18 protein-coding genes and 1 rRNA gene are annotated in these 26,133 nt (G+C 59.9%); 13 read left to right on the top strand and 6 right to left on the bottom strand.

The window, feature by feature from the left end; translation table 11 throughout:
* Window positions 1-48: 48 nt before the first annotated feature.
* Entirely contained in the window at window positions 49-3,738 is a 3,690-nt protein-coding gene (locus BV106_RS27550) for a hydantoinase B/oxoprolinase family protein (protein ID WP_038170153.1), read from the bottom strand.
* A gap of 151 nt (window positions 3,739-3,889) precedes the next feature.
* On the opposite strand from BV106_RS27550, the gene BV106_RS27545 reads away from it, so the two are divergent.
* Entirely contained in the window at window positions 3,890-4,531 is a 642-nt protein-coding gene (locus BV106_RS27545) for an RNA polymerase sigma factor (protein WP_081892340.1), read from the top strand.
* Window positions 4,532-4,580: 49 nt separating this feature from the next.
* Window positions 4,581-5,345 carry a DUF3379 family protein gene (locus BV106_RS27540; protein ID WP_038170152.1) on the top strand — a complete coding sequence of 255 codons (765 nt, stop codon included), beginning with the start codon at window positions 4,581-4,583 and terminating at the stop codon, window positions 5,343-5,345.
* A 114-nt stretch (window positions 5,346-5,459) separates the two neighbouring features.
* Here BV106_RS27540 and BV106_RS27535 read toward each other — a convergent pair whose 3' ends face one another.
* Complete coding sequence (locus tag BV106_RS27535) at window positions 5,460-5,717, bottom strand: hypothetical protein (RefSeq protein WP_038170151.1); 258 nt, start codon at window positions 5,715-5,717, stop codon at window positions 5,460-5,462.
* A 335-nt stretch (window positions 5,718-6,052) separates the two neighbouring features.
* On the opposite strand from BV106_RS27535, the gene dnaA reads away from it, so the two are divergent.
* From dnaA to BV106_RS27500, 7 genes are all read left to right on the top strand, one after another.
* On the top strand, window positions 6,053-7,639 hold the full coding sequence (gene dnaA, locus BV106_RS27530) for a chromosomal replication initiator protein DnaA (protein ID WP_051946407.1): 1,587 nt from the start codon (window positions 6,053-6,055) through the stop codon (window positions 7,637-7,639).
* Between the two features lie 123 nt (window positions 7,640-7,762).
* Window positions 7,763-8,860 carry a DNA polymerase III subunit beta gene (gene dnaN, locus BV106_RS27525; protein WP_038170148.1) on the top strand — a complete coding sequence of 366 codons (1,098 nt, stop codon included), beginning with the start codon at window positions 7,763-7,765 and terminating at the stop codon, window positions 8,858-8,860.
* An 18-nt stretch (window positions 8,861-8,878) separates the two neighbouring features.
* Window positions 8,879-9,394, top strand: coding sequence for a hypothetical protein (locus tag BV106_RS27520; protein WP_038170146.1), 516 nt, complete (start codon window positions 8,879-8,881; stop codon window positions 9,392-9,394).
* 155 nt (window positions 9,395-9,549) lie between these two features.
* On the top strand, window positions 9,550-10,419 hold the full coding sequence (locus BV106_RS27515; protein WP_051946406.1) for a prephenate dehydrogenase/arogenate dehydrogenase family protein: 870 nt from the start codon (window positions 9,550-9,552) through the stop codon (window positions 10,417-10,419).
* A 56-nt stretch (window positions 10,420-10,475) separates the two neighbouring features.
* On the top strand, window positions 10,476-11,855 hold the full coding sequence (gene aroA / locus BV106_RS27510; RefSeq protein WP_038170141.1) for a 3-phosphoshikimate 1-carboxyvinyltransferase: 1,380 nt from the start codon (window positions 10,476-10,478) through the stop codon (window positions 11,853-11,855).
* Window positions 11,856-11,857: 2 nt separating this feature from the next.
* Window positions 11,858-12,565 carry a (d)CMP kinase gene (gene cmk, locus BV106_RS27505; RefSeq protein WP_051946405.1) on the top strand — a complete coding sequence of 236 codons (708 nt, stop codon included), beginning with the start codon at window positions 11,858-11,860 and terminating at the stop codon, window positions 12,563-12,565.
* A complete protein-coding gene (locus BV106_RS27500) occupies window positions 12,562-13,173 on the top strand; it encodes a lysophospholipid acyltransferase family protein (RefSeq protein WP_038170139.1) in 612 nt (203 codons plus the stop codon). The genes cmk and BV106_RS27500 overlap by 4 nt, the downstream gene beginning before the upstream one ends.
* Window positions 13,174-13,286: 113 nt before the next feature.
* Here BV106_RS27500 and BV106_RS36340 read toward each other — a convergent pair whose 3' ends face one another.
* Complete coding sequence (locus BV106_RS36340) at window positions 13,287-14,723, bottom strand: TerD family protein (protein WP_051946404.1); 1,437 nt, start codon at window positions 14,721-14,723, stop codon at window positions 13,287-13,289.
* A 269-nt stretch (window positions 14,724-14,992) separates the two neighbouring features.
* Between BV106_RS36340 and BV106_RS27490 the strand changes: the two genes are divergently transcribed.
* The gene (locus tag BV106_RS27490) at window positions 14,993-15,328 is read left to right on the top strand and encodes a hypothetical protein (protein ID WP_038170137.1); all 336 of its coding nucleotides are present in this window, start codon (window positions 14,993-14,995) and stop codon (window positions 15,326-15,328) included.
* A gap of 135 nt (window positions 15,329-15,463) precedes the next feature.
* Window positions 15,464-18,931: a DNA polymerase III subunit alpha gene (gene dnaE, locus BV106_RS27485; RefSeq protein ID WP_038170135.1), complete on the top strand. Its 3,468-nt coding sequence runs from the start codon at window positions 15,464-15,466 to the stop codon at window positions 18,929-18,931.
* A 217-nt stretch (window positions 18,932-19,148) separates the two neighbouring features.
* On the opposite strand, the gene BV106_RS27480 is transcribed toward dnaE, so the two are convergent.
* Window positions 19,149-21,392: a FecR family protein gene (locus BV106_RS27480; protein WP_038170134.1), complete on the bottom strand. Its 2,244-nt coding sequence runs from the start codon at window positions 21,390-21,392 to the stop codon at window positions 19,149-19,151.
* Between the two features lie 94 nt (window positions 21,393-21,486).
* Window positions 21,487-22,431 (bottom strand): hypothetical protein, encoded by a 945-nt coding sequence (locus tag BV106_RS27475; protein ID WP_265596126.1) that lies wholly within the window; start codon window positions 22,429-22,431, stop codon window positions 21,487-21,489.
* Window positions 22,432-22,616: 185 nt separating this feature from the next.
* On the opposite strand from BV106_RS27475, the gene BV106_RS27470 reads away from it, so the two are divergent.
* On the top strand, window positions 22,617-24,770 hold the full coding sequence (locus BV106_RS27470; RefSeq protein ID WP_265596125.1) for an adenylate/guanylate cyclase domain-containing protein: 2,154 nt from the start codon (window positions 22,617-22,619) through the stop codon (window positions 24,768-24,770).
* On the opposite strand, the gene BV106_RS27465 is transcribed toward BV106_RS27470, so the two are convergent.
* On the bottom strand, window positions 24,760-25,068 hold the full coding sequence (locus BV106_RS27465) for a hypothetical protein (protein ID WP_038170131.1): 309 nt from the start codon (window positions 25,066-25,068) through the stop codon (window positions 24,760-24,762). The genes BV106_RS27470 and BV106_RS27465 overlap by 11 nt on opposite strands.
* 993 nt (window positions 25,069-26,061) lie before the next feature.
* Between BV106_RS27465 and BV106_RS27455 the strand changes: the two genes are divergently transcribed.
* Window positions 26,062-26,133, top strand: a 16S ribosomal RNA gene (locus BV106_RS27455); the annotation flags it as partial.

Genomic DNA, 26,133 nt, shown 5'->3' with positions numbered 1-26,133 from the left:
CAACCTGGAGCGATGCCCCAGGCTCCTATGAAGCCGGGCCGTTGGCCCTTAGTTTGTCCCTTCTCCCCAGCCGCCACCGCCGGGCGTCTCCATGATCGTACGATCACCCGGTTGGACGGTGAAGGTGGCGCTGGAGGGGAGTGCCTCGGGCGCTCCGCCATGGGCAGGCACAAGTGTCTGGCGGCCGCAGGATCCCGTCCCGCCTCCACGCAGCCCATAGGGAGCTGTCACCCGGTGCTGGGTGAGGACGGAGACGGTGAGGGGTTCCAGGAACTCAAACTCCCGCACCACGCCGTCTCCGCCGGGATGAATGCCCTGGCCACCTGAGCCGTTGCGGATGGCGAACTGGTGGAGCCGGACGGGGTAGCGGCGCTCAATCACCTCCACATCGGTGATGGCGGTGTTCGTCATGTGACTGTGCAGGGCGCTGCCTCCTGCGTGGCCCTCCGATGCTCCGGTGCCGCCGCAGAGGGTTTCATAGTAGCCGAAGCGGGCGTTCCCGAAGAGGAAGTTGTTCATGGTGCCCTGGCTGCAGGCCTGGATGCCCAGGGCCTTGAGCAGGGTGTCCACCACCCGCTGGCTGACCTCTGTGTTACCTCCCACCACGGCTGGTGGTGGCGTGTGGTTGAAGTTAGGGTTCAGGAAACTCCCTTCAGGCAGGAGGATGTCCACATCTTCCAGCAGACCTTCGTTGAGCGGCAGATCCTCCTGGAGCACGAGCCGCAGGACGTAGAGCACGGCGCTGCTGACAATGGCGGGGGTGGCATTCAGATTGCCCGGATGCTGCGAGCCAGAACCGTTGAAGTCCAGCCGGAGTCGGCCATCCACCTGAGCCAGTCTGATGCGGATGAGGCGGCCGTCATCCAGAGGTTCCTCGGCCTCACCTGCGGGAATGCGGTCCAGAAATGCCCGCATGATGTGGCTCGACTGATCCAGAATGAACTGCATCTGCTGCGGCAGGATTTCCGGGGCTGAACCTTCAGGGATCAGGCCCAGGAGACGCTCCGCCCCCAACAGGTTGGCGGCCAGTTGGGCCTGCAGGTCGGCCAGGTTGTCCTCCACCGAGCGCGTTGGATGAGGCGCAGTCGTCAGCAGGCTGCGAATCTCCTCCCACTGGACCTCGCCACCCCGACGCAGGTAATGCGGGAAGATGACCACTCCCTCCTCGGGAAGCGTGCGGGCATTGGCCGGCATGGAGCCCGGGGACAGGCCGCCGATCTCGGCATGGTGGGCACGATTGGCCACAAAGCCGAGGAGGTTCGAGGAGACATCAAACACCGGTGTGATGAGTGTCACGTCCGGCAGATGGGAACCGCCGTAGGCAGGGTGGTTCGTGATGATCGTGTCTCCGGGTTGCACGGGGCAGACCTTTAGCACCTCCCGCACACAAACACCCAAGGCGCCCAGATGGACGGGGATATGGGGCGCACTGACCACCAGGCGCCCCTCGGGTGAGAGCAGTGCGCAGGAGTAGTCGAGCCGCTCGCGAATGTTCGTGGAAAGCGCGGTGCGGCGCAGCAGCGCGCCCATGTCCTCCACGATGCTGGTGAAGCGATGTCGGAACAGGTCCGAAGGAATGGATGCGGGAGCATTGCCTTCTGGAGCCTCCTCCTGCTTGAGCACCCATCCCAGCGCCGGGTGATCCTGGGCCGTCCAACCGGGGGCTACCAGAAGGGTGCTGAAGGCATCTTGCACCAGCTTCGGCCCTTTGATCGGATCCGGGAGATTCGCAATATCTGCCGCCTTGGCGGGAGCGGAGGCCGCGCTGGTGGCAATGACGCGCACGCTCACCAGTTCCACCGGCTTGGTGGAGGGCGGAGCATAGCCAAAGAGATGGGTGTACTTGGTGGCGAAGTCTTGAGCCAGGTTTGAGGAATCTACAAACTCCAGTTGCAACGGGGTGTCCTGACCACGCAGGCGCAGTTCAGCCAGTTGGCGGATGGTGCTTCCGTGGCCACCTGCAGGAAGAGCTGACTGGGCCTCTGCCGCCAGGTCTGTCAGCAGCTCAGGCAGGGAGGTGGTGACGTTCTCCAGAGGTTGTAGCACTTGTTTTTCCGCGAACTTCTCTGGCAGCGCTTCCTGAAGGCCCACTGCGCTCAGGATGCCGGCATGGTGCGGTGCCAGCACGGTGGTCATGCCGAGCCGGGCGGCAACATCGCACGCGTGCTGGGGGCCGGCCCCGCCAAAGGCGAGCAGGGCATACTCTGCCGGGTCATAACCTTCCAGCACGGAGATCTTGCGAATGGCATCGGCCATGCGCTCAGTGGCGAGTGCCAGCAGTTGGTGCAGCAGTTCCTCCCGGGTGAGCGAGATCGGTCTCTGGGCGTTGGTGGCGGCCAGCAGTTCCTGGAGCCGGGCTTCCGCGGCCTCCAGACTCAGCGGGATGGGAGCACGGGTGGGGTCAAAGCGTTCCAGCAGCAGATTCACGTCGGTGATCGCGAGCGGACCTCCCTTGCCATAGCAGGCAGGGCCGGGGTCGGATCCTGCGCTCTGCGGACCCACCGCGAGCCCTTGTGGCGTGAGGTGGCAGATGGAGCCACCGCCGGCGGCCGCGGTTTCAATGGCCACGCCGGGGCTCAGGAGCGTGGTGCCGCCCACCGTCTGGGTGAAGCGGTAGGCCACCGCGCCGTCCAATCGCGCCACGTCCGTGCTGGTGCCGCCCATGTCAAAGGTGATGATGCGGTTGAATCCCAACCGCTGCGCCGCATGGAGTGCCCCGAGAGCACCAGCGGCGGGGCCGCTCAGAAGGAGATCCTTTGGCTGAATGGTGGCGGACGATTCCAGCGCTGCCGCGCTCGTCATCAGTGACAAAGGCACGGTGTCGTGGCCCGCTGCGATGGGCGTCGCCACATCGCGGATGAATTGCTCGACCGGTCCCGTTAGGTAGGCATTGGCCACGGCGCTCTGGGCCCGGGGAAGAATGCGGATGAAAGGGGCGAGGCGGCTGCTCAGGGAGACATGTTGGAAGCCGCATTCCCGCAGGATCTTTTCCACCGCCAGCTCATGGGCAGGCTGGATGTCACTGTGCAGCAGGCTGACGGCGGCAGTGACCAATCCGGATTGCACCAGTTCCAGGGCGCGTGCCCGCAGTGCCGCTTCGTCGAGAGGCGTGAGCACGGAGCCATCGGCTGCCAGACGCTCCCTTACCTCGCAGACCTCCGCATAGTGCACCTCCCGCGGGACGTGGTGCAGGGCAAAGAGCTGGGGGCGGCGTTGATCCCCAATGCGCAGCAGGTCCCCAAATCCCTGGGTGACGAAGAGCGCCACCGGGGTGCCCTTGCGCTCCAGCAGCGCATTGGTGGCGCGCGTTGTGGCCAAGCGGAACTGCAAGGGCGGAAAGGCGTGACCCAGCGCCGTGCGGGTCAGGAGTCGCGCCCCCAGCACCGGAGCGGCCTCGCCGGAGCTAAGCTCCACCAGGGTGCCGGGCAGGGCAGGGGTGGAAGTTTCTTCGAACTGAAGCAGTAATCTGCCGTCCAGGACGAATGAGTCACGGACGACGGTGCCGACTCCTCCGGCGACGGCGGAGCGTAAGGTCCAGCCAGCGAAGAACCCCGCTGGCATATCCCAGGTTTGAGCCAGGATAGCGGCGCGTTCGTCGGCCCATTCCGCAAGGCCGCGCAGCACTCCCGAAGAAAGCACTTTCACCCGCCGCTCGTCCCCGGATGGCGTCAGCGCATGGCAATCCGTGAAGGTCCCGCCTGTATCGGCGGCAATTTTCCAGGTGGAGGGCGGAGTCACAGCAGATAGAGGGCAAAAAGGATCTGTTTTTCGGGAATACCCGGCCAGGATGGCGGCTCTCACCTCCGACTACCCGCAGATGGGGTCCCGGTCAATGCGTCAGGACCGAACTCATGGCCATCATCAAACTCAACGCAAAACTGAACCTCCCATGAACCACCTTCAGACCAACACGGGTGTGACGTGGGGCAGTGTGGTCCGCTGGATGGAGCCTCCGGAAAGAGAGATCCCGATTGACCGTGAGCGTAGCCCCACCTTAGCTGGGACGGTGGGGGAGGTGATGCCCAGTTTCGAGCAGATCGTGGATGCGCACTATGCGCCGCTCTATCGTTTTGCCCTGAGCATGTGCCACCAGCAGGCCACGGCCCAGGATCTGGTGCAGCACACCTTCCTGCAATGGGCTCGAAAAGGGGAGGCCCTCCGGGACAAGTCCAAGGTCAAGACCTGGCTCTTCACGACTTTGTATCGAGAGTGGCTGGGCATGGCCCGGAAGGAGCAGCGGCATGAGAAGGTGGAGTTCGACGCGGAGCGCCATGGCGAGGTGGTGGAGAGCGAGGGCGACCCGCCCGTGGTGGACAGTGCGACGCTACAGCTGGCCCTTGAGCAAATGGATGCCACCTATCGTGCTCCGGTGGTGCTCTTCTACCTCAAGGAGCTGTCCTATAAAGAGATTGCCGATGTGCTGGAGGTGCCGGTGGGCACCGTGATGTCCCGCCTATCCCGGGGCAAGTCCGCGCTCCGGAAGATCCTCGAACGATACGCTGATGCATCTCGTGAAGGGAGGCCTGCGTGAGCGTCACTGAACATGACATGTCTGATGCGATGATGATCCCAACGATCCCATGACCCCTGAAGAAGCCAGGCTGAATCTCGATGCCACCACGCTGCGTCCCCAGGACACGGCGGAGGAGGCTCGTGCCCTGGCGGGCTCCGACATTGAGTTGGGGAACTGGGAAGGGAAGCGGCGTCAGTTTGATGAACAGATAGCCAGCGCGATGGCTGACGTGCCAGTGCCGGATGATCTGCGGGCGAGGTTGCAAAAGCTTGAGCACGCTGCTTCGGAGAGGCCTGCCGCCAGGCGTCGATTGGACGTCTGGTTGAGCACGATTGCCGCCCTGGCTGTGGTCGTTGTGGGCGCGGTCGTTCTGTGGCAGGATGTGAGCAGCAAGCGCTCCATGCCGGAGTGGCAACGGCAGTCACTGGCCCTGGTCCGGGAAATCGATTCCGGCTCGGTGCAGCTGGATCATTTTTCCAGCAATCTGGATGAGATCCGGAGTCGGCTGGTGAAGCAGCAGCAGCCCGTGCCGGCCGGTCTGCCCAAAGGGGTGGAAGCCATGGCCAGCCTGGGGTGCAAATCGGTCCAGGTGGGTCCCCGGCAGGTGACCGTGGTCTGCTTTGAAATCATGCCCGGCAAGGAAGCCCACCTGGTGGTGGTGAACAATGCCCAGGGCGGTCTCCCCGGAGCGCCTCCGCTGCATCGTCCGGAGTTCGTGGAAAGGGACGGCTGGAACGTCGCGCGCTGGAGCGATGGCGGTCAGTGTTATTTCATTGCCACCCGGGCTCCGCGCAGCGCGCTGGAGAAGCTCTTTGCCCTGGTCACTCCATAGCCTGCTCGCGCAGCTCTGGAGGCCGGGGAGCTTCAGGACGCGAAGTTCTTGGCCTGCCGTCCCGCCTGCGCCGCCCTCTGGCTGCGGCTCCGGCGGAAGGGGTGTAGGAAACTACTAGTGCGGCCCCTCGATGCTGGCGCCGCCGTCCTCCAGCAGGGCCAGTGCTTTCTGGTAGCTGGCTTGTTCTAGGAAATGACGCAAGCGCCCCGGAAGGCTGCCGCGCAGCCGCTGGTGCTCGGCTTCCAGGGCCTCAGAAACCTCCTGCAGCGCCTTCAGGTGAGAGGCGGGATCAGCATCGCGCAGCGCATGATCACCGATGACGGCGAGACGCTTTTGCAACAGGGCCTTGAGGGTTGGAAAATCTAGAGACATCGCAGGCAAAATAGGTGCCGCTTGCCGCATATGGCAAATGCGGGCAGGTGGAAAGTTTGTGAAGGCTTGATTTCTCGAGGATGGCAAAACGTCAAGACGAACGTCATGGAAAAAATGATCCAATCTTGAAACACTATAAATAAAAATTAAAAATCCGCATTGCTGGCTGACAACTAAAATCTGCTTCTAAAATTATGTGAAGATTTCCTTGTTTGACGTCGTGAAGAGTCCTAAACCATGAGCATGAATTTTAAAAACTTTCCAGGCGGCGAGGGCGGGGTTAAGGGTGCGGTGAAATGGATCAATCAGGGGGCCTAAAAGTACCAAGCGGAAAGATGACAAATACGGTCATGATCGGGGAAGGGGAGTTGGCGAGCGAGCTTCCTTTGTGGACGGGCGGAAGTCCCGAATCCACGCCCGAGGTGGAGCCTTGGGGCCGCATCAAGGCGTTGATGAGAGAGCGCATCGGGCCACTCATGTTTGAGCGCTGGTTCCAGCGCGTGGGCATGCAGTTGCTGGATGATCAGCGTATCGTGCTCCTGGTGCCGAACTTGATGCACCAGTACTGGATCGAGGACAACTACCAGCAGCTCCTGCAGGTGGCGACCAGCGAGGTCCTGCCTGGTGGGCGTGAGATCGACTACATCGTGGCGGCGGATGCGGTGTCTGAGCCGCCCTCGTTGAAGTCTGCCTTGTCTCAAGTCTCGGCCATGGCGGAGACCCAGAGTCCACAGGCTCCCAGTGCGCCCAACCTGGTCCCGGCCAGCTTCGATGCCAATGTCGCAGCGACCGCAAAGGAAGCTGGGAAGAAGATGGACCGCGTCGCGGAAAAGTCGGACGTCGTCTCAGGTAACCTGTTCGACACGGACACCCGCTTCAACCGCCTCCTCATGGAGTCGGGGCTGAACACCCGCTTTTCCTTCAATGCCTTCGTCGTGGGGCCCAACTGCACCTACTCCTGCGCGGTGGCCAAGGCTGTCGCAGAGAAGCCGGGGCGCACCTACAACCCGCTCTTCCTGCACGGAGCAGTGGGGCTGGGCAAGACGCACCTGATGCAGGCCATCGGGCGTGAGATCCTGCAGAACAAGCCCAAGAAGGTGGTGCGCTATGTCACGAGCGAAGCCTTCACCAACGAATACATCGAAGCACTGCGCCACAGCAAGGTGAGTGCCTTCCGCCAGAAGTACCGGAAGGTGGACGTGCTGCTCATCGATGACATCCAGTTCTTCGCCGGCAAGGGGAGTACTCAGGAGGAGTTCTTCCACACCTTTAACGATTTGTTTAACTCCTTTAAACAAATCGTCCTGACGAGTGATCGTGCCCCGAGCGAGATCAAGAATCTGGAGGCTCGTCTGGTGTCCCGTTTCGAGTGGGGGATGGCCACGCAGATTGAGTCTCCTGATCTGGAAACCCGGACTGCGATCCTCCGCCAGAAGATGGTGGACTGGCATGTGCAGGTGGATGACTGGGTCCTGTCTTTCCTGGCAGAGAACATCCGCATCAACGTGCGACGGCTGGAAGGCGCTCTCATGCGTGTCGCGGCCCATATCTCGTTGGGCAGTGGCGGGCCCATCACTCAGTCGATTGTGGAGACGCTGCTCCGTGACATTCTGGAGGAGCCAGATACCAAGGCTGTCACCATCGACTGGATCCAGAAGGTTGTGGCCGAGCACTACGACATTCGTCTGGCGGACATGACAAGCCACCGTCGACCGGCCTCCATCGCCATCCCACGGCAGATCGCCATGCACCTCGCGCGGGAGCTCACCAAGTGCTCGCTGAAGGAAATCGGCGACGCCTTTGGCGGCCGCGACCACGGAACGGTGATCCATGCCTGCAAGTCGGTCGCTGCGAAGGCAAATTCTGAAGAATTTCGCCGGATGTTGGGTGTGCTGACGGAAAAAATTAAAAAGATTTCCTGATCAGATTGCCGGGAGCAAAACGGGTGAGACGAAAGGACTTTTTTCCTTCGACACCATCCGGTTTTGCTCCCATTATGCTTGCTTAATTTTTGCCTCTCGCTAAGAGAAGCCGCAAGCCTGACCATGAAATTCTCCATCAGCAAGGAAGCTTTCCTCACCGCGCTCCAACAAGTGCAACATGTCGTCAGCACCCGGACGACGCTCCCCATCCTTTCGAACGTCCTGATCAAGGCAGGCAACGGCCAGTTGCAGTTTGTCACGACGGACCTTGACGTGGGTATCAGCGGTACGGTGGCGGCGGAAGTTGAGGAGGCTGGAGCCACAACCCTTCCGGCGCGCAAGCTGGTCTCGATCATCCGGGAACTGCCGGCGGACGAGGTAGAAGTGACGGTGGATGAGCGCAATGTGGCGCACATCCGCAGCGGTCCGAGCTTTTTCAAGGTCATGGGTCTGGCGGCTGATGAGTTCCCGCCGCTGCCGACCTTCAGCGAGGCGCGTGAGTTCAAGCTGGAGCAGCGCGTGCTGAAAGACTGCCTGCGCAAGACATCCTACTCCATCTCCACGGACGAGACCCGCTACGTGCTCAACGGCATCCTGTGTTCCTTCAAGGAGAACATGCTGACGATGGTGGCCACCGACGGTCGCCGTCTGGCGATGGTGGAGCAGGAGCTGGAGTTTCCCCAGAGCAACGAGGTGGACATCATCATCCCGACCAAGGCGGTGAATGAGATCCAGCGCCTCCTGGAAGACGAAGGCGAAGTGACCCTCAAGGTGGGCTCCGGCCAGATCGCCTTTGACTTGGGTGACTTCTTCCTCGCCAGCAAGCTGATCGAAGGCAACTACCCGAACTACCGCCAGGTGATCCCCGGTGAGGCCCGTGAGCGCATCGCGCTGGATCGCGAGCCCCTCCTGCGCACTCTCGGCCGTACGTCCCTTCTTCTCAGCGACAAGTCCAACTCGGTGAAGCTTCACCTGACGAAGGACAATCTCGAGGTGGTGGCCAATGCTCCCGACGTGGGTGAGGCCCGCGAGAGCGTCGCCATCAACTACAAGGGGCCGGAGATGACCATCGCCTTCAACCCGGAGTTCTTCATGGCTCCGTTGCGCAATCTCGTCAGCGACGAAGTTTACCTTCATTTGATTGACGAGATCAGCCCTGGCGTGCTGCGTAGTGGGACCAATTTCCTCTACGTGCTCATGCCGATGCGCGTGAATTCATAAAACTCCTTTCTCCTGAAGATGAAGATCTCGACCCTCTTGCCTTTGCTAAGCGCGGGTGCCGTTCTGGTGCTTGCCAGCTGTGAGACCACCAGTTCTCAGCAAACGATCCGCCAGCGGAACACCGGGTACTCGCTGGATGATCCTCCTTCAGGACAGGCCCGCTACCAGACGAGCCCGGTGACCCAGACTGGGGCGCCGACCACGACGGTGGAGTCTTCTGACCCCAACATGCAGCCGACGGAGTCCACGGTGACGTCCTCCACGGATGTGACGCCGCCTTCCGTCCCGGACTCCCCACCGCCAGCTCCGCCTTCCCCTCCCGTGCCGCCGCCGCCGGGGCCCTCCCCAGCCGCCAATACGGGTGCCGCTGCGGGTGGTCCGCCTACCTATGGCAAGATGGTTCCCGGCCGGACCGGTTTCGTGTATCCTCCAGGCGTGGAAGCTAAGCCGGAGAACATGGTGGATGTGCGTGACTTCACCCCCGGCCAGAAGGTGCGTGACCCACGCACCGGCAAAATCTTCCTTGTCCCGTAAGCGTCCTGGGGCGATAGCAGAACTTGAACAGGGCGCGTTGGGTTCCAACGCGCCTTTTCTTTCCCTGGCAACCGCTGCTGCCGTCACGCACGGGTGACCGGGATGAGTCCTGACGACTCTCAGACCTTCCTGAAGAACGCACCTTTATTGTTTCGTTGAATACCTCGCTGCCACTCCACATCGCGATCCTGGGCCCCGGTCTGCTGGGGGGCTCCATGTTGATGGCCTTGCGTGCCAGTCTGCCGGGTGTTCACCTGCGGGCCTGGGCCCGGCGACCGGAAGCGGCTGCGGTGCTGATGGAGCGCGGATTCGCAGACCTGGCGTCCTCTCGATTGGAGGAGATCCTGCCTGGAGTCGGCCTGGTGGTGCTTTGCACGCCGGTTGAGACCATGCCCGCCCTTGCCGCAGAGTTGGTGACGCTACAGAGCCTGGTGGCCCCGGGGTGTGTGGTCACGGATGTGGGCAGCGTAAAAACCACGGTCGTAACCGCCTTGGAAGATGCCTTTGCCCGATCCACCTATCGCTTTGTGGGGAGCCACCCCATGGCCGGCTCAGAGCGTGCCGGGCTGGAGGCTGCCCGGGTGGAATTGTTCCAGCGGGCCGCATGCCTGATCACGCCTACTTTGTTCACCGAGGACACAGCCCTGGCAACCATTCGCGCCTTCTGGGCCCTGCTGGGCTGCCGGGTGCTGGAGATGTCGCCAGAGGAGCATGATCGCAAGGTCGCGCGCATCAGCCACCTGCCGCACGTCGCGGCGGCGGTCACGGCTCTGGCCGCGCTTCATGAGGATCCCTCTGCCGCGGCTTGTGCCGGGAACGGATTCCGCGATACCACCCGGGTGGCGGCAGGGGATCCTGCCCTCTGGACGGGCATTCTCCTGGAAAACCGGGACGAGGTCAGGGCCTCCATTCTGGCTGCCCGGGACCTCTACAATGAACTGCTTGCGATCCTCGACAACGTGGATGACAGGGCATTGCGCCACTTCCTCCAGAACGCGAAAACCCTCCGTGATGGAGTGGTGTGAATCCGGCGAAAGTCGCCCGTTCAGTCAGTCTTCTTTTTTCATACGCCAATACCTCCATGTCCCAGCTCAAGGTCCGTTCTTTGAAACATGTCCCCACCGAACTCGTGGTGCCGGGAGACAAAAGCATCAGCCATCGCGCGGTCATGTTTGCCGGCCTGTGCGAGGGCACGACGTTGATCGAGAACTTCCTTTCCAGCGATGATTGCCTGTGCTCCCTGAACGCCATGAAGGCCATGGGGGCGGAGTATGAGGTGCTCCAGACGGACAGCCGCGGCAAGCCCGTGAAGCTGACCGTCACCGGCCATGGCATGACCCTGAGGGCCCCCTCGGAGACGATCGACTGCGGAAATTCGGGTACCACCATGCGGCTCATGTCCGGCATCCTGGCGGCCCAGCCTTTCACGGCCACCATGGCGGGCGATCCCAGCCTTTCCAAGCGGCCCATGAAGCGGGTGGCGGATCCGCTCGGTTTGATGGGGGCACGGCTGGAAGGGCAGGGGGAGAAGATTTCACCCCCGATCACCATCCATGGCGGTGAACTCGAAGCCATCACCTACACGCTGCCTATGGCGAGCGCCCAGGTGAAGAGTGCGGTGCTGCTGGCTGGCTGGAATACCCCTGGCAAGACCACGGTGGTGGAGCCCGTGATCACGCGGGATCATACGGAGCGTCTCCTGGCCCACTTCGACGTGAAGGTGGTGCGGGATGGGCACGCGATCAGCATCTATGGCGGGCAGAAGCCTCAGCCCAAGGACTTGTTTGTCCCCGGGGACATCTCTAGCGCCGCCTTCTGGCTTGTGGCCGCGGCAGCCAGCCCTGGAGCCAGCCTGACCATCAAGAAGGTGGGGCTGAACCCGACCCGCACCGGCATCCTGAATGTGCTCATCCGCATGGGAGCCCGTCTCAACGACACGGTGGAGGTGAGCGATGGCGAACCTTGTGGTCACATCACAGTGCAGGGCGGAAGCCTGGTGGGCACGGAGATCGGCGGGGCGGAGATCCCGAACGTGATCGATGAACTGCCTATCCTGGCTGTGGCTGGCGCTCTGGCGCGCGGCGTGACAGTGATCCGTGATGCCAAGGAGCTGCGCGTGAAAGAAACGGATCGCATCGCGGCCGTGGCGCGAAACCTGCGTCTGATGGGCGTGCATGTGGAGGAGTTTGACGATGGCATGGAGATTACCGGGGGGCTGGACCTGCACGGAGCCGAGCTGGAAAGCTACGGTGATCATCGCATCGCCATGGCCTTCGCTGTGGCGGGTCTGTTCGCGGAAGGCGTCACCACCATCAATGAGACGGAGTGCATCAGCACCTCGTACCCTGGCTTCGAGAAACATCTCGAACTCTTCCAGCGTGAGCCGCTGGATCCCGAGGCAACCATTCCCGTCATCAGCAGCATTCCTTCTGAGGTGAGTGAACGCCTCGCCAAAGACTGAACATGACGACTCTCGACGACTCGACTCCTGCGGTGCCACCTCTGGTGATTGCCATTGACGGGCCGGCTGCCTCTGGAAAGAGCAGTGTGGCCCGTGAACTGGCGGCCCACCTGGGCTGGACCTATGTGAACACTGGCAACATGTACCGCGCCGCCACGCTGGCAGTGATCCTGGCGGATGCGGACCCTACAGACGAATCCGCCGTGCTGGAAGTGATCGACCGCACGGAGTTCACCTGCCCGGTTCGCGATGGCCGCAGTGTCATCCTGGTCAATGGGGCGGATGTGGACGGGGAGTTGAATTCCGAGCCGGTGAACAAAGCCGTCTCCCACGTGGCTCGCATTCCCAAGGTGCGGGCGATCCTGCTCGATCTGCAGCGAGGGATCGGGCGCTCGCAGCCCTCAGTGATGGAAGGGCGTGATATTGGCACGGTGATCTTCCCCGATGCCCCTTGGAAGTTCTACATCGATGCCTCTGAGGAAGTCCGCGCGAAGCGTCGCGGTCTCCAGGGGCTGACTGACTCGGTGCGTGATCGCGACAGGATGGATTCCACGCGTAAGACCGCGCCCCTCATGGCTGCGGCGGATGCCGTGGTGGTTGACAGCTCAGAAATGAATCTCGCAGAAGTGGTCGCTCACGTGCGCGCCCTTCTGGCATCCCGCAGTTTCCCTGAAACGGGTCCGGTCCAAGCTCCTGCAGCATCCGCATGAAACTCTCTTACTGGTTGGGCTATCATACATTCAAAACCCTCGCCCGGGGGTTCTTCAACTATCAGGTCATCGGTGGTGAGAGGTTGAATCTCGAAGGCGGTGCCTTGATCGTCTCCAATCACGCGAGCTTCGTGGACCCGCCGGCCGTCGGGATCGCGTTCGACGAGGAGATCTACTACCTCGCGAGAAAGTCGCTGATGAGCAATGCTGTGTCACGCGCCATTTACCGCGCCTGGAACTGCATCCCTGTGGACCAGGACAAGCCAGATATGGGTGGCTTGAAGGCCGTGATCCGCCAGCTCAAGCTGGGAGAGAAAGTGCTGATCTTCCCTGAGGGCTCCCGCAATCTGGATGGGAAGATGCTTCCCGGTGAGCCTGGCGTAGGTCTCATCGTTGCCAAGTCCGATGTCCCGGTGATCCCGGTTCGTCTCTTCGGCACTCGTGAAGCCCTCCCGCGTGGCGGCTCCATGCCGGCGCCTTCAGAAGTGACGCTCGTGGTCGGGGAGCCCTGGTACTATGATCCCGCCAACTATCACGAAACCGGCAAGGATCTGTATCGGAAGATCAGTGAAGACTTGATGGCGCAGATCGCCTCCTTGCAGCTCTAGTCGAAAATAGGAGGGCCACCCGAGATCAGGTGTCTCGTGGCCCTTCCATCTTGGTGTTTGCGATGCCAGTGCCTTTCAGACTGGCATCGCGGGGTTGGGGGCTCCGCTGAGGGCTATTCGATTTTTAGAATGTCCTGCTCCAGTGCGGCCTTGATGTCCGCCGTGGCGAGATTGATGCCAGTGTCTCGCGCAATGAGGGTGCGAATTCGACTGAGCACGTCATCGTGAAGAATCGCCCCAATCAGGCTCTCGGTGGAAAGGGATCGTCGGATCTGCCACAATCTCTCCAGCGGTGTTTTCCGGACGATGCCACTCTTCGAGATGAGCGTCAGATAGTGGGCGGCGTCTTCAGAGAGGCCTTTGTTCAGGTCGATGGTGAAGACCAGATGCGGCTCGATCTTGTCGGTCGTGGACACCCGGTAGAGTTTCCAAGTGATGAGGTTGGTCAGCAGTGCCCACTTGATCCCGGAGTAGGCGGCGTAGCTGGTGGCTTGGAAGATTTGCTTCTGCTTCAGAGGCGCGCCGATGCGCTTGACCTCGATTACCACCGAATCGATTCCGCCAGGAGAGAGGACATAGTCAGCGGTGCGTCCCTGTATCTTGTGCTCCGCCTTGATCTCTTCGAGGCTGTAGCCCAGCACCTGTTGCAGGATGCGATCCAGCAAGATGCGGGTGCTGCTCTCGTTCGCGGCATTTCTCAGGGTAAGACCTATCTGGGGCAGGAACGGCTTCATCGCACGCGCGATTTCCTCCGTCTGCGACGCCAGGATCTCCGAACTGGTCCTACGTTTCTTCTTGGATAGCGAAGGAAGCTGCGAAGTGAAGCCGTCTGTCAGTTCCGGCGGAGCTTTGCTGGTGCTGATGCTCGGCGGGACCACCTCAAAATTTGCAGTCTCATCTGCCTCATCCTGCTTTGGTGAAGGTGATTCCTCTGGGTCTCCAGCCATTTCGAGATGCACGCCAAAGCCGGTAGCAAGCGTCGCCAAACCTCCGGAATACCCCTGGCCGATGGCGCGGAACTTCCAGTCGTTTCCCCGCCGGTAGAGCTCGCTGACCTGGAGAGCCGTTTCCGTCGTGAACTCTCCCACCGCCTCAAACCGGACTGTTTCGAGGTTCTGGGTTCGATTGAGGACCCGGAGGTAGAGCTTCTCGATGCATCCGAAATTCTGCCGCCTCTCTTCGGCACCGTGCAACGTCAGACAGAAGACGATCCGCTGAATCTCCGGGGGGATCGCTTCCAGATCGATGGAGAATCGAACATGGTCAGGGTCTCCATCCTCCGCCCCTTTGACGTTTGCGGCGGGGTCGGAAGCGTTCTCAAGGAGGCAGATAAACCGGCTCTCTTCGTCACAGGGTTGATTGTAGAAGATGAAGTCGCCTCCCCGCCGAACTTTCCCATCCTCCCCAAGCAGGAATGCGCTCGCGTCCATATCAATGGGCGAGGTAATGCTGGCAGAGGGGCTGAATCCGAGCGCCACCGAGAGTTTGCCATCTGAATGATCTTCGGATGACAGAGAGATGTTCCCACCTTTGGGTAGAATAACTGGCATGTCGGCACCCTACGCAGTCCGGTGGCTCTTTCGAGAAATTTGCTAGTTTGTCGAAGCAAAAAAGTAACCAATAGGTGGATCCCTGAGGCTAGCCTCGGTTGTAAAGGTGAGTTGCTCAGTCCCAAAATCGTTTCAGAACTGAGAAATGTATAATGTGCAATTGAGAAAATTGTGGATCTGTGTTTATTTTGTCACAACAAAATCCAGACATAATCGTTTTACTGAAGACGTCGGCCTCTGCGGAGGCATAATCTCACCCCTGATCTGGTATGAAACGATATACGTTGGGAATCTGTGGTGGAGTCAGTGTGGAGAACCCTACTGAGAAGGATATTAGAGAAGCCGTCTTCGCGCTCGATTCGAGGGAGGGGGATGCTTTCCTGATCCTGGATCAGCTGGATGATCGGACGTTTCTGCAGGCCAGCGGGGATCGGGATGTGGGGTTTGAGCTGGCGCACCAGGATTCCACCTCCCAGCAATTCCGGGCGAAGCGTGACTTTAGCGCGGGAGAGATCGTGAGGAAGTTCACGTCCTTTTCCCAAGGGAACCCGGACTGGAAGAACGGGATGGAGTGGGAGTTTCTGGGCAAGGCTGAGATGGCCTAGGCGTGCGGTGGATGAAGGGAGGCAAACGAGGAAGGGGGCTGCCGTGGATGGGGTGGCGAGGGGCTGAAAAGTTGAGCTGAGTTCCGGGTCGGGGACCCTTGCGCGGGCCCGTTTTCTGCCCTATCTCAAAGGGACATGTCCGCCTCTTTCGTCCATCTTCATCTGCACACGGAATACTCGATGCTCGATGGAGCGGTGAGGATTCCGGATCTGATGAAGAAGGTCAAATCGCTGGGGATGCCAGCGGTGGCGATGACGGACCACGGGAACCTTTTCGGGGCCATCGAGTTCTATCAGGAGGCCAACAAGGCCGGGGTGAAGCCGATCATCGGGTGCGAAATCTACCTTTCCCCCGGATCCATGTGGGAGAAGAAGGACGTCACGGGACGGAAGCGCAATTCCCACCTCACCCTCCTGGCCGCGAACAATGAAGGGTATGCCAACCTGGTGAAGCTGGTGACGCTGGCCCACCTGGACGGCATGTACCACAAGCCGAGGGTGGACAAGGAGGCGCTGAAAAAGCACTCCGAAGGGCTGATCTGCCTGAGCGGGTGCATCAGCGGAGAGATCAACGAGTTCATTCTCACTGACCGGGAGGATGAGGCCCGCAAGACCGTCCAGGAGTTCATCGACATCTTCGGGAAGGATAATTTTTACCTCGAACTCCACAACCACGGCATGGCCCAGCAGCAGCGCTGTATGGTGAAGCTGCGTGAGTTCTCCCGGGAGTTCGGTCTGAAGATGGTGGCGGCCAATGACGTGCACTTCCTGAACAAGGAGGATCACGAAGCGCATGACGTCATGATCTGCATCGGCACGGCCGCCAACGTGCACGATGAGAAGCGGCTGCACTACTCGCCGGAGGTGTACTTCAAGACGGCGGAGCAGATGCGGGAGCTTTTTGAGGACTTCGAGGAGGCCTGCGACACCACTCTGGAGATTGCGGAGAAGTGCAATATCAAGCTGAAGCTGGATGCCTCCAGCATTGAGAAGTACCCCCAGTTCCCACCGCCGGAGGGCATGACGCGGGATGGCTATTTCCGACAGCTGTGCGAGGCGGGCATGGTCTCCCGGTATGGGGAGGAGCGTGCCGGGAATGATGCCCTGCTCAGGGAGCGTCTGGACTACGAACTGGGGATCATCAACAAGATGAACTTCACGTCCTACTTCCTTATCGTGTGGGACTTCATCAAGTGGGCACGGGATCACGGCATCCCCGTGGGTCCGGGCCGTGGTTCCGCGGCCGGTTCCCTGGTAGCTTACTCACTGGGCATCACTGACCTTTGTCCCATCCGCTTCGGATTGATCTTCGAACGTTTCCTGAACCCGGAACGTGTGTCGCCTCCTGACGTGGACATCGACTTCTGCCAGACCCGTCGTCCCGAGGTCATCGAGTACGTGCGGCAGCACTACGGGGAGCGTTCCGTGAGCCACATCATCACCTTCGGCACCATGGGTGCCAAGAGCGTGGTGCGTGACGTGGGCCGCGTGCTGGGCTGGAGCTACGGGGATGCCGACCGGCTCTCCAAAATGATTCCGACCGAGCTCAACATCGACCTCGAATCGGCGGTCGAGAAGAACCCCGAGCTCAAGGCGGCGATTGAGAACGAAAGCAGCACGCAGCAGCTCTGGCAGTACGCCACCTTCCTGGAAGGCATGACGCGTAACGCCGGCATTCACGCGGCGGGCATCGTTATTGGAGACCAGCCGCTGGACAACTTCATCCCGCTGACCCGGGGAAGTGAAGGGGAAGTTGTGGCCCAGTTTGCCATGGGCCCGCTCACAGATGTGGGCATGTTGAAGATGGACTTCCTGGGGCTGAAGACGCTCACGGTCATCAAGGACGCCGTGGACTTCGTCAGGCTGAGGTTCCCGGACTTCAACCTGGATGCGGTGCCCCTGGATGACAAGGTGACCTATGAGATGCTGAGGAAGGGCGAGACGATCGCAGTGTTCCAGATGGAATCTGGCGGTATGGCTCTCACCTGCCGCCAGCTGGAGCCGGACAAGATCGAGGAAATCATCGCTCTGCTGGCGCTATACCGTCCGGGCCCGATGGACCTGATCCCGGACTTCATCAAGCGTAAGAAAGGGGAGCAGCGTGTGGAATACCTCCACCCCCTGCTGGAGGACGTCTCCAAGGAAACTTACGGCATTCTCATCTACCAGGAACAGGTGCAGAAGGCGGCCAACTTGCTCGCAGGCTACTCCCTGGGTGCGGCTGACTTGCTCCGCCGAGCCATGGGTAAGAAGAAGCCGGAGGAAATGGAGAAGCAGCGCACCATCTTCGTGAAGGGCTGCGGCGAGACCAACCAGATCCCGGCGAAGAAGGCGAACGACATCTTCGACTTGCTGGAGAAGTTCGCAGGATACGGCTTCAACAAGTCGCACTCCGCGGCTTACGGGATTGTGACCTACCGGACGGCCTACTTGAAGGCGAACTACCCGGTGGAGTTCATGGCGGCCGTGCTCTCCTATGAAGTCAACAGCACGGACAAGCTGGCAGGCTTTGTCTCGGAGTGTCAGCGCATGGGCATCACCATTTTGCCGCCGGACGTGAACAAGAGCTCGCTCAAGTTTGCCCCGGAGTGCATTGAGGGCAGCGAGGAGCCTAATGCCATTCGCTACGGACTGGCGGCGGTGAAGAACGTGGGTGAGGCCGCGATGACGGCGGCCATCGCAGAGCGCACCAAGAGCGGGCCCTTCACCAGCCTCGAAGATTTCTGCTCCCGGGTGGACTCCCGCATGATCAACAAGCGCCTCATGGAGCCTCTCATCAAGGTGGGGGGCTTTGACTGGACGGGGCAAGATCGCGCCTCCATGTGCTTTGTTTTGGATGAGGTTCTCTCCAATGCCTCCAGTCGTCAGAAAGAACGCAAGGCTGGCATGATCAGCCTCTTCGATGATGACACCATGGGGGCTACGAAGAACTCCCTGCCGAAGTCGGTCACCACGACGCCATGGACGAAGGAAGAGCTCATGGCGTTTGAGAAGGAGCTTCTCGGCTTCTTCGTCTCCGGCCACCCGCTCGATAACTACCGCCACGTCTATGAGAGCAAGTACATCACGCGTATTGCGGACGTGCAGGAGGTCAAGGAAGAGCGGGTCAGCTTGCGCGTGGCGGGGGTGATCCAACGTCTGGAGGTGAAGTACACCAAGAAGGACAACCGCGCCTTCGCCACCTTCGGCCTGGAAGACTTCTCGGGCACTGTCGAAGTGATCTCCTGGAGCGAGGGGTATGAGAAGTTCAAGGACCTGCTCGTGGACGGCGGGGTCATTGGCATGAAGGGGCGTTGTGAAAAGGATTCCCGCTCGGAAACCATCCGTATGACGGTGCAGGAGGTGAAGCCTCTGAAGCCGGTCAAGCCAGAGAAACTCAACGGCAAGCCCAAGCCGCTGGCTCTCTACATGGACGTGCTCAAGCACGGTCCCAAGGATCTGGATGCCATTCACAAGATCCTCACAGATCATCCTGGGGAAACCCCGGTCCAGCTTCGCATCATGACTGCCTCCGGGGAGGAGGCCGTGCTGCGTGTGGGTCGTTCCCTGAATGTGGAAAACAACGAGAAGCTGCAACAGGCGATCAAACCTTGGGTGAGGTGAGTGTGGCAGGGGAGTGTGGCTTTCAAAGCGGGCCGTAGTCGCCGCGCTGGTGAGATCGCAGAACGGGATCGACCAGCAAGTGACCGCGACGCTGTCGCCGCTACCGCAAAAGGAAAAGACCAGGCACTCCCTAGGGAATGCCTGGTCTCTGAAGTTTGGTTTTCGGTCTTCCGAGCGATGGCTCCAAACCAGCAGGGGCTTCGCCCTGCTCTACACGCTAGGGTGAACCGTTCCGCTGGGCAAAGGGCTTCACTGTGACCGGCGTCGTCGTATTGTACCCGCGCTTGAACTTTCCGTACGCGTTGCCTGGATCATTGAACTTCGGATTGTCCGTGTAGACGTTCGGGATCTTGTTGTACCCCGGCTTCAGCGTCACCACCTTGCCGGTGGCGATTTCCACGGTGGCCCCGGCGATGCTGATGTACTTGCCCTGGATGGTGGAGTTGTCCACGAAGTACACCCGGCCGTTGGCGCCTTCTGCAAAGAGGCGGACGACTTGGTCACCGTTCAGGAACGAGTTGCCGATGCGGAGTTCGCCATTCGGGCCCAGAGCACTGATCTTCAGCACATCGCCCGCATTGATGTAGGAGCGGTCGAGCGTGATGTTGCCCTGCAGGGCCTCGATCTCGATGTTCCGGGCTTCGAGGGTGGACTGAATCACGCTGATGTCGCCGCCGATGGATTCCAGTCGCAGCAGGGCATCGTGATCCCACCAGTTACTCAGCACCTTGAGCTCGGACGAGTTCGTGATGTTGATGTGGCGCTTGGCGGAGATCGTCAGATTCTCTTTGGCGGTGATCTTCTTGTTGCCGTGGCCATGGCCATAACCGTAACCGTAGCCGTAGCCAGATTGGGTCTTGCCCTTGATGTTGACGTCGCGTCCAGAGGCGATGTTGATGTTCTTGGCGGTGACGTCGTGCTCGATCTTCACGTCCTGGCCGGCGCTCAGCAACAGGTCGCCCCAGATGGCCACTTCGCCGAGAAGGTTCACATCAGAGGTGGGGCCCGCAGCCACCATAGAGATGTCCACCCATCCGCCGTAGATGGCGAACCACTTCTCCAGAGAGATGCTGCCCTGGTTCGAGAACAGCACCAGGCTCTTCAGCCCGCTGTACCAGAGGTTCAGAGCGTGCTCATAGGTGACGGAGTCGTTTCCGGGTCCGTAGCTGTTGTCCCGGGCCAGGCGAATATCGCCGTCCGCGGCGAGGATGACATTTCTCACGCCGGATGAGCCGTGATAACCGCCGTAGCCAAAGGTGCTGTAGTCGTCATCCGAAGAAGGGAACTCAAAATACGGAGTGCCGTTGATGAGAAGGCTGCTGAACTTGAACGCCGCCCATTTCCCGTCGCCCTTGGACTCCAGGTAGGGCTGGAAGTTGGCGTTATCCACCGGCAGCGTCCGGCCAAACCCGAAGTAGGTAAAGGGTGACTCTACTGTGGCATCGTAGATCCTGCCCTCAGAGGTGATGGTGTCATTCGGGCCGCTGTTATACGCCGTGACGTGAGGGTTGGTCTGGATGAGAGAGTTGTTGTTCAGCACCGTCGTGCCGGAGATCAGCGGCAGGAAGCCCTGGAAAGGGGTGGGCTGGGTCGGAGGCGGATTGTTGTTGTTATTGTTCGGCGGGTTGTTGGGAGTGGGCGGAGGGCTGGTGTCCTGCACCTGAACGTTCTTGAACAGGTTCAAGCGGGTGTCATTGGTCAGGCCCACCAAGGTGCCGCGACCCGGAAGTACGAAGTTGGTGGCGACCAGTTTGCCCTTCTTGATCTCCTTCTGCTGGTCTTCCACTGCCTGCGCGACTTGCAGGAAGTTCGGCATGCCGGAGTCATTGCCGCTGATCAGATTGGAGGTGGAGAGGAGCAGCTTGAGGTCGATATCCACCGGCTCGGGGAACGCGATCTTGGCCTTCTTCATGTTTCCAGCCTGGATGTCCTCCACCTTCATGACGAGCATCTGCCCGGCATTGACGCTCCTGAAGTTGCCCGGGTTGGAGTTGTCAATGAGGTCCACGGACCCCTCGATCACGATCAGCTTGACGAACCCGCCCGGCAGGTACTCGAAGAGGCAGGTGGTGCCAGTCACTGCTGCGGTGACGGCTGCGGTACGGACTTTGGCCCCGCCGATTTTCTTAGGCACCTGCAGGAGCATGACCCCCTCATTCAGGTCCAGCGTGCGCTGGTCGCCGCGGAGCGTGAAGCGGGAGTTGGCCCCCAGACGGGTCAGCGAGTTGTCGGGGAACTTCAGTTCCGCCCGGGATCCTTCGCCGGTGGCCACGGAGGTCACAGGGTCGATCTCGCCCCCCACGGCAGCATCCTTGGGGGCGATGTTCTCCTTGAGCACTTTGACGTCTTTGAAGAGCCGGGTGAATTCCGCCTTGGTGTAGCCTGCCGCAGAGAGGCTGCCCGGCAGGAGCGGCGTGACCCCGGCGAGCGCCAGGAGCAAGAGGGAGGGTTTCGTTTTCATGTCAGGTGAGGAGGGCGGAAACGGACTGGGCGGAAAGCTGGTGAGCGAGGCGGATAGAGGAAAAACTGGCGGAAAAGCAGGTGAGGAACTGCGTCTAGAACTTGAACTTCAGGGCAAGGGAGGGGCCTGCCAGCTGGGATTCATAGTCAAAAGCGGAGCGGTTGCTTTCGTTGAGGCTGAAGTTGTAACTGGCCGTGATGTCCAGGCACTCATAGGGCTGCCAGGTCAGGCCGACGCCCCAGTTGTGGTACCAGTCCTGTCGTCCGTCGAGGTTGAAATAGTCGTAGTAGCCCAGACGATAGGAGACCCCCAACTGCAACTCGCGAGTGATCTTGTAGATGTACCCGAACTGGGCGGAGTATTCGTGGCGCTGCAGGACGTCCGGCTCGGTGTCGAGCGCCAGAGAGGCTGTCAGGTTGACGTTGAAGCTGTTTAGGCGGTCAATCAGGAAGGTCTTCTGAATGCCAGCCTTGATGTTGTGAGTCTGGTAGATGGCGGAATCACCGATATCCTGGGTGATGCGCTGGTAGTAGTAGTGGACGTGCAGGATCGAGTTGGCCAGTTCCGGCATCAGGACGAGGAAACCTGCGGCGACCTCTCCGTCCTCGTAGTCCAGCTCACTGAGGCGATCATAGCGGTAGATGTGCTGCCCTGCATACACGTCCCCGTAGAAGCGGCCGTGGAGCTGTTGCTGCCAGCTGAGGTTCACGCCTCCAACAAAGAACCAGTCGTCAATTTTGCCTTCGCTCACGTTGGCGGCGTTGTCCGTCCAGTAGCCACCGGAGTCGAGCCAGGCACGAAAGGGGTACGACTTTTCCTGACGTTTCAGGATGAGCTGTGCTCCCAGGTCGCTGTCCCCTGGTGAGGCGGGGGCGTACGCGTTCTCTTCCTCCAGCCCTGCGGAGGCCGCCGCGGCCTGACTCTTGATCAGGGATTGGCTGGCGGGGTCTGGGGTGACGGCAGAAGAGGCGCGTGCCGGGTCGAGAAACGTCTGAGCTGAGGCGCTGGTCCCCCAAATGAAACCGAGACTTAGGGTCAAAAGTGAAAGGTGGCGAGGCAAAGCAGGGATCATGTGCGTGTGGTGAGGAAAATTTGCGATTGGACCGGAAGATGCGCAAAATGTGCCAAGTTGAAACCTAGAGAGCTTTTTTGGCGTTGTCCAGTATGGAATGGACGCCGGAAAGCAGGATCCACACCAGTTGCCAACCCCACTCAAAACTCTCCGTGTCCGAACAACGTCGCCCGAACACCCTTTCTAGCGAAGCAACAACTTCGACGCAGTGGCTCATTCTTCCTCTCATGCTCGCAGTGGCGGGGATTCTGGCCGTTGCCTACAGTTTGGAGGCCACGCGGGGGGCTCTGGACTCCCGGGACCGGGTGGTTCTCGATCAGTACCACCGTGAGGGGCGGAAAACCCCTGTTCGTGACGACATTGTCATCTTGGGGATAGATGATGCAAGCCGCAACCTGGACACTCTGTGGCCGGAGGAACTGGAGGCTTCTCCTGCCCTCCAGCACATGAAAAAAGACTATCCCTATCCCCGCCGGGTTTGGGCGATGCTGGCAGACCGCCTGTTTGCAGCGGGTGCCAAGACTGTTTTCCTCGATCTTACCTTCCATGTGCCGTCGGTTGATCCCGAGGACGACCGCCTCCTACGCGAGGCGGTGGAGAAGTATTCCGGCCGTTTGATACTGGGGGCCAAGTTCGACGAATACATGTCCCAAGGTAGCCGTCAGGTTCGGCTGGCGGATCCGGTGCAGGAGGTGGTAGGGCCCGGTGGTTTGATGAAACACAGAGTTGGCATCCTCAACTTCTTCCAGTTTCGCGATGACATCATCCGCACGATGTTGCCCTACGTGACCTCAGATGAGGCAGAGGGGCTCATTGTGGGGAAATATCCTCCGCGCAACCCGGAGGAAAAGCCGCTGCCTCACGTCACTGTGGTGGTGGCAGAGGCCGTCAAACCGGGCAGTACGGCTCATCTCGGCCACGAAGTCGCCATCCGATTTTGCAAGGCTGATGCCTACCCTGAGGTGCCTCTGTACACCGTTTGGCCGGATTCGATGTGGGAGGGTAACTTTGGGAAAGGGGAGTTCTTCAAGGACAAGATCGTCATGGTGGGGGCTGTAGCCGCTGACTTGCAGGACTTTCAGCGCACGCCATTTGGAAATCCAGCAGGGGTGAAGTTGCATGCGCACACGCTCACAGCCCTGCTGGCGGGTGACTTTCTTCAAGACGCACCCTGGTGGTGGATTGTGGCCTCTCTCCTTGTCGGGTTGTTTGTGGCTTGGGTGCTGATGGCGGTCGTGAAGCAACCTCTGGTCAGCCTTCTGGGGTTGGGGTTGGCGACGGTAGGGGCGTACTATGGATGCGCCTGGGCATTCGACGAGTTGGGCAGGGAAGTGTCCCCGCTGCCCTTTGGTCTAGCTTTGAACCTCTGCGGCCTGACAGGGTTGGCAGGAAACTACTATCTCAAATTGAGGGAGTCGCGCAAACTCTCGCGTTTCCTCGCGCGCTACACTTCTCCTGAACTGGTGCGCGAAATGATGCGGGACCGGGCAGGTCTCTTCACCACCCTTCGGGGGCAGAAGCAAATGGTGGCTGTGCTATTTTCGGATGTTCGGGGATTTACCTCCATGTCGGAGTCTATGGAAGCCTCGGCCATGGTTTCACAACTGAACGAGTACCTCAATCGTATGGTGGCAGCCGTGGTGCAAAATCGCGGCATTGTGGACAAGTTTATTGGTGACGCGGTGATGGCCACCTGGGGGTTGATCAAGTCGGACGGCGACGACGAGAATGCCCTGTCCGCTGTCCGTTCTGGGCTGGACATGAGAAGGTATCTTGCCGAGCTCAACAAAGACTGGGCGGCTCGCGGTATCGCCCCGTTTCACATTGGCATTGGCATTCACCAGGCCGAAGTAGTTGCAGGAAATATTGGCTGCGATTCCCCCAATGAAAAAATGGACATCACCGTCATCGGTGATGGAGTCAATCTCGCATCCCGGCTTGAAAGTCTGACCAAGGGGTACGGTGTGGATCTCGTCATTAGCGAGTCAGTTTGCGCTCGAGTGAGTGGCAACTTTTTGCTACGCTCTGCCGACTTGGTGAAGGTGGTCGGCAAAAAGGTTCCGACCGCGGTCTTCGCCGTTCTGGGCGAGAATGACATGCCTCGCCCGTCCGGACTAGAGACGTATGAAGACGGGGTGAAAGCGTACCGTGACGGACGCTTCACCGAGGCATTGGGACGGTTTAACCAGGCCGCAGACGAGGGGTTGGGGGACACCCTCACTCACGTCTATCAGGAGCGCTGCGAACACCTGATCAAGAACCCGCCGGAGAATTGGACTGGCGTGTATGAGATGACTAAGAAATAGCCATTCCGGACTCCGCCATCGCCACCACCTCGCCGGAGATGATCTTGGGAGGCTGGGAGATCAGCGCGGCCACATTCTTCATCACCCAGGTGGCCGCAAGATGGTTCGAGGCAATAGCGCTTGGCTCGTCCTCGAAGATGCTCACGGCACTGATGTCTCCGTCACCCTCGTCCACCGCATAGTAGGCGATGAATTTTGGTGCCTGGCTGATCGTGGGAAGGAACTCCTCGTTGATCAGATCGATCAACCTCTGGGTTGATCCCGGGTGGATGCTATAGCGGCGGATGGTCACATGCATTTTTGTTCCCCCTATTGTTTTTTGTAACGGATGCCCGTTTCCAAGAGCCTAAGAAGGGATGCGGAAACGTGTCAATCCTCTTTTGTTTCGAATGGAATATTTATTCTGAGATGGTGAAAACGAGGGTGAGAAGGGACTTTTTCAATCTGGATGGCCCAATCTGAAAAAAGCCCAACTTTTCCCCAGACCGACGTCCCCTGAGCCCTGGATTTTTGGGGGGAGAAGTGTTGCGGCTGTTGCGAGTGTTGCGGAAGCGTCGCCACCCGTGGCAACGTCAGAATGGCCGGCGGACGAGCCGGAGGGGGGCGGTGCTCCTATATAGAGGGGATAAACGGGGGAGTAGAGAGCGAGCTGGCGTTTGCGGACCGGATGGAAGCGAGACGATGGGGGAGAGGCTGGTATCGACAGCTGCGCTGGCGATCCATGGCCGTTCTGGAGTGGCCATTCAGCATCACTCAATGGTGTGCGTCGCTGTTGTCTCCGGCGTTTGCGGGAAACAACCGGTCTCGATAGGCAAAATTGGCGCCAAGAAGGGGCGTTTGACCCTATTTTCGGATGAGCTCAGCGATCTGAATCTTCCTTAAACTCAACCAATTGCCCAGAATTTGGAGATCTTGGCGGGTGCTGCATCGAATAACTACCTGCGTAGCTCCGCAAGAGGGAAGGAAAGTGCGAAAAATCTTCAAAAAAAGAGCCTCACGTTGTTGACGAAATGAGGATGTGAGGTACTATCTCCTCCCGCACCGAAAACGAGCGGCTGAGACAAAAAGAGCAACGCAAGCAATTGCGGTTCTCTTCGAGAATCAGAAAACGATCTTTGGCAGCATTAATCAGACTAAACGGCCCGCAAGGGTTGGAGTTTAGTTTGAACCAAGAAAAAGCTAAGTTGTGTACTGCGCGTGTGTGAGAAACAGCGCGTGGTTGTCAAAACAACAACCAGTCAATTTAGTTCAATGTTTTACATTGAACCGTCATTCAGAGATGAATGACAAATGTTCGGAGAGTTTGATTCTGGCTCAGAACGAACGCTGGCGGCGTGGATAAGACATGCAAGTCGAACGGGAT

Source organism: Verrucomicrobium sp. BvORR106 (assembly GCF_000739655.1).
Lineage (GTDB): Bacteria > Verrucomicrobiota > Verrucomicrobiia > Verrucomicrobiales > Verrucomicrobiaceae > Verrucomicrobium.
This window is presented reverse-complemented; position numbering and strand designations above follow the sequence as displayed.

What these genes read in the sequence shown, in the direction of transcription:
- BV106_RS27480 (WP_038170134.1), bottom strand. Translation starts at nt 21,392, where the DNA reads ATGAAAACGAAACCCTCCCTCTTGCTCCTGGCGCTCGCCGGGGTCACG.
- aroA (WP_038170141.1), top strand. Translation starts at nt 10,476, where the DNA reads ATGTCCCAGCTCAAGGTCCGTTCTTTGAAACATGTCCCCACCGAACTC.
- cmk (WP_051946405.1), top strand. Translation starts at nt 11,858, where the DNA reads ATGACGACTCTCGACGACTCGACTCCTGCGGTGCCACCTCTGGTGATT.
- BV106_RS27520 (WP_038170146.1), top strand. Translation starts at nt 8,879, where the DNA reads ATGAAGATCTCGACCCTCTTGCCTTTGCTAAGCGCGGGTGCCGTTCTG.
- BV106_RS27535 (WP_038170151.1), bottom strand. Translation starts at nt 5,717, where the DNA reads ATGTCTCTAGATTTTCCAACCCTCAAGGCCCTGTTGCAAAAGCGTCTC.
- dnaE (WP_038170135.1), top strand. Translation starts at nt 15,464, where the DNA reads ATGTCCGCCTCTTTCGTCCATCTTCATCTGCACACGGAATACTCGATG.
- dnaN (WP_038170148.1), top strand. Translation starts at nt 7,763, where the DNA reads ATGAAATTCTCCATCAGCAAGGAAGCTTTCCTCACCGCGCTCCAACAA.
- BV106_RS27490 (WP_038170137.1), top strand. Translation starts at nt 14,993, where the DNA reads ATGAAACGATATACGTTGGGAATCTGTGGTGGAGTCAGTGTGGAGAAC.
- BV106_RS27545 (WP_081892340.1), top strand. Translation starts at nt 3,890, where the DNA reads ATGAACCACCTTCAGACCAACACGGGTGTGACGTGGGGCAGTGTGGTC.
- BV106_RS27540 (WP_038170152.1), top strand. Translation starts at nt 4,581, where the DNA reads ATGACCCCTGAAGAAGCCAGGCTGAATCTCGATGCCACCACGCTGCGT.
- BV106_RS36340 (WP_051946404.1), bottom strand. Translation starts at nt 14,723, where the DNA reads ATGCCAGTTATTCTACCCAAAGGTGGGAACATCTCTCTGTCATCCGAA.
- BV106_RS27465 (WP_038170131.1), bottom strand. Translation starts at nt 25,068, where the DNA reads ATGCATGTGACCATCCGCCGCTATAGCATCCACCCGGGATCAACCCAG.
- BV106_RS27500 (WP_038170139.1), top strand. Translation starts at nt 12,562, where the DNA reads ATGAAACTCTCTTACTGGTTGGGCTATCATACATTCAAAACCCTCGCC.
- dnaA (WP_051946407.1), top strand. Translation starts at nt 6,053, where the DNA reads ATGACAAATACGGTCATGATCGGGGAAGGGGAGTTGGCGAGCGAGCTT.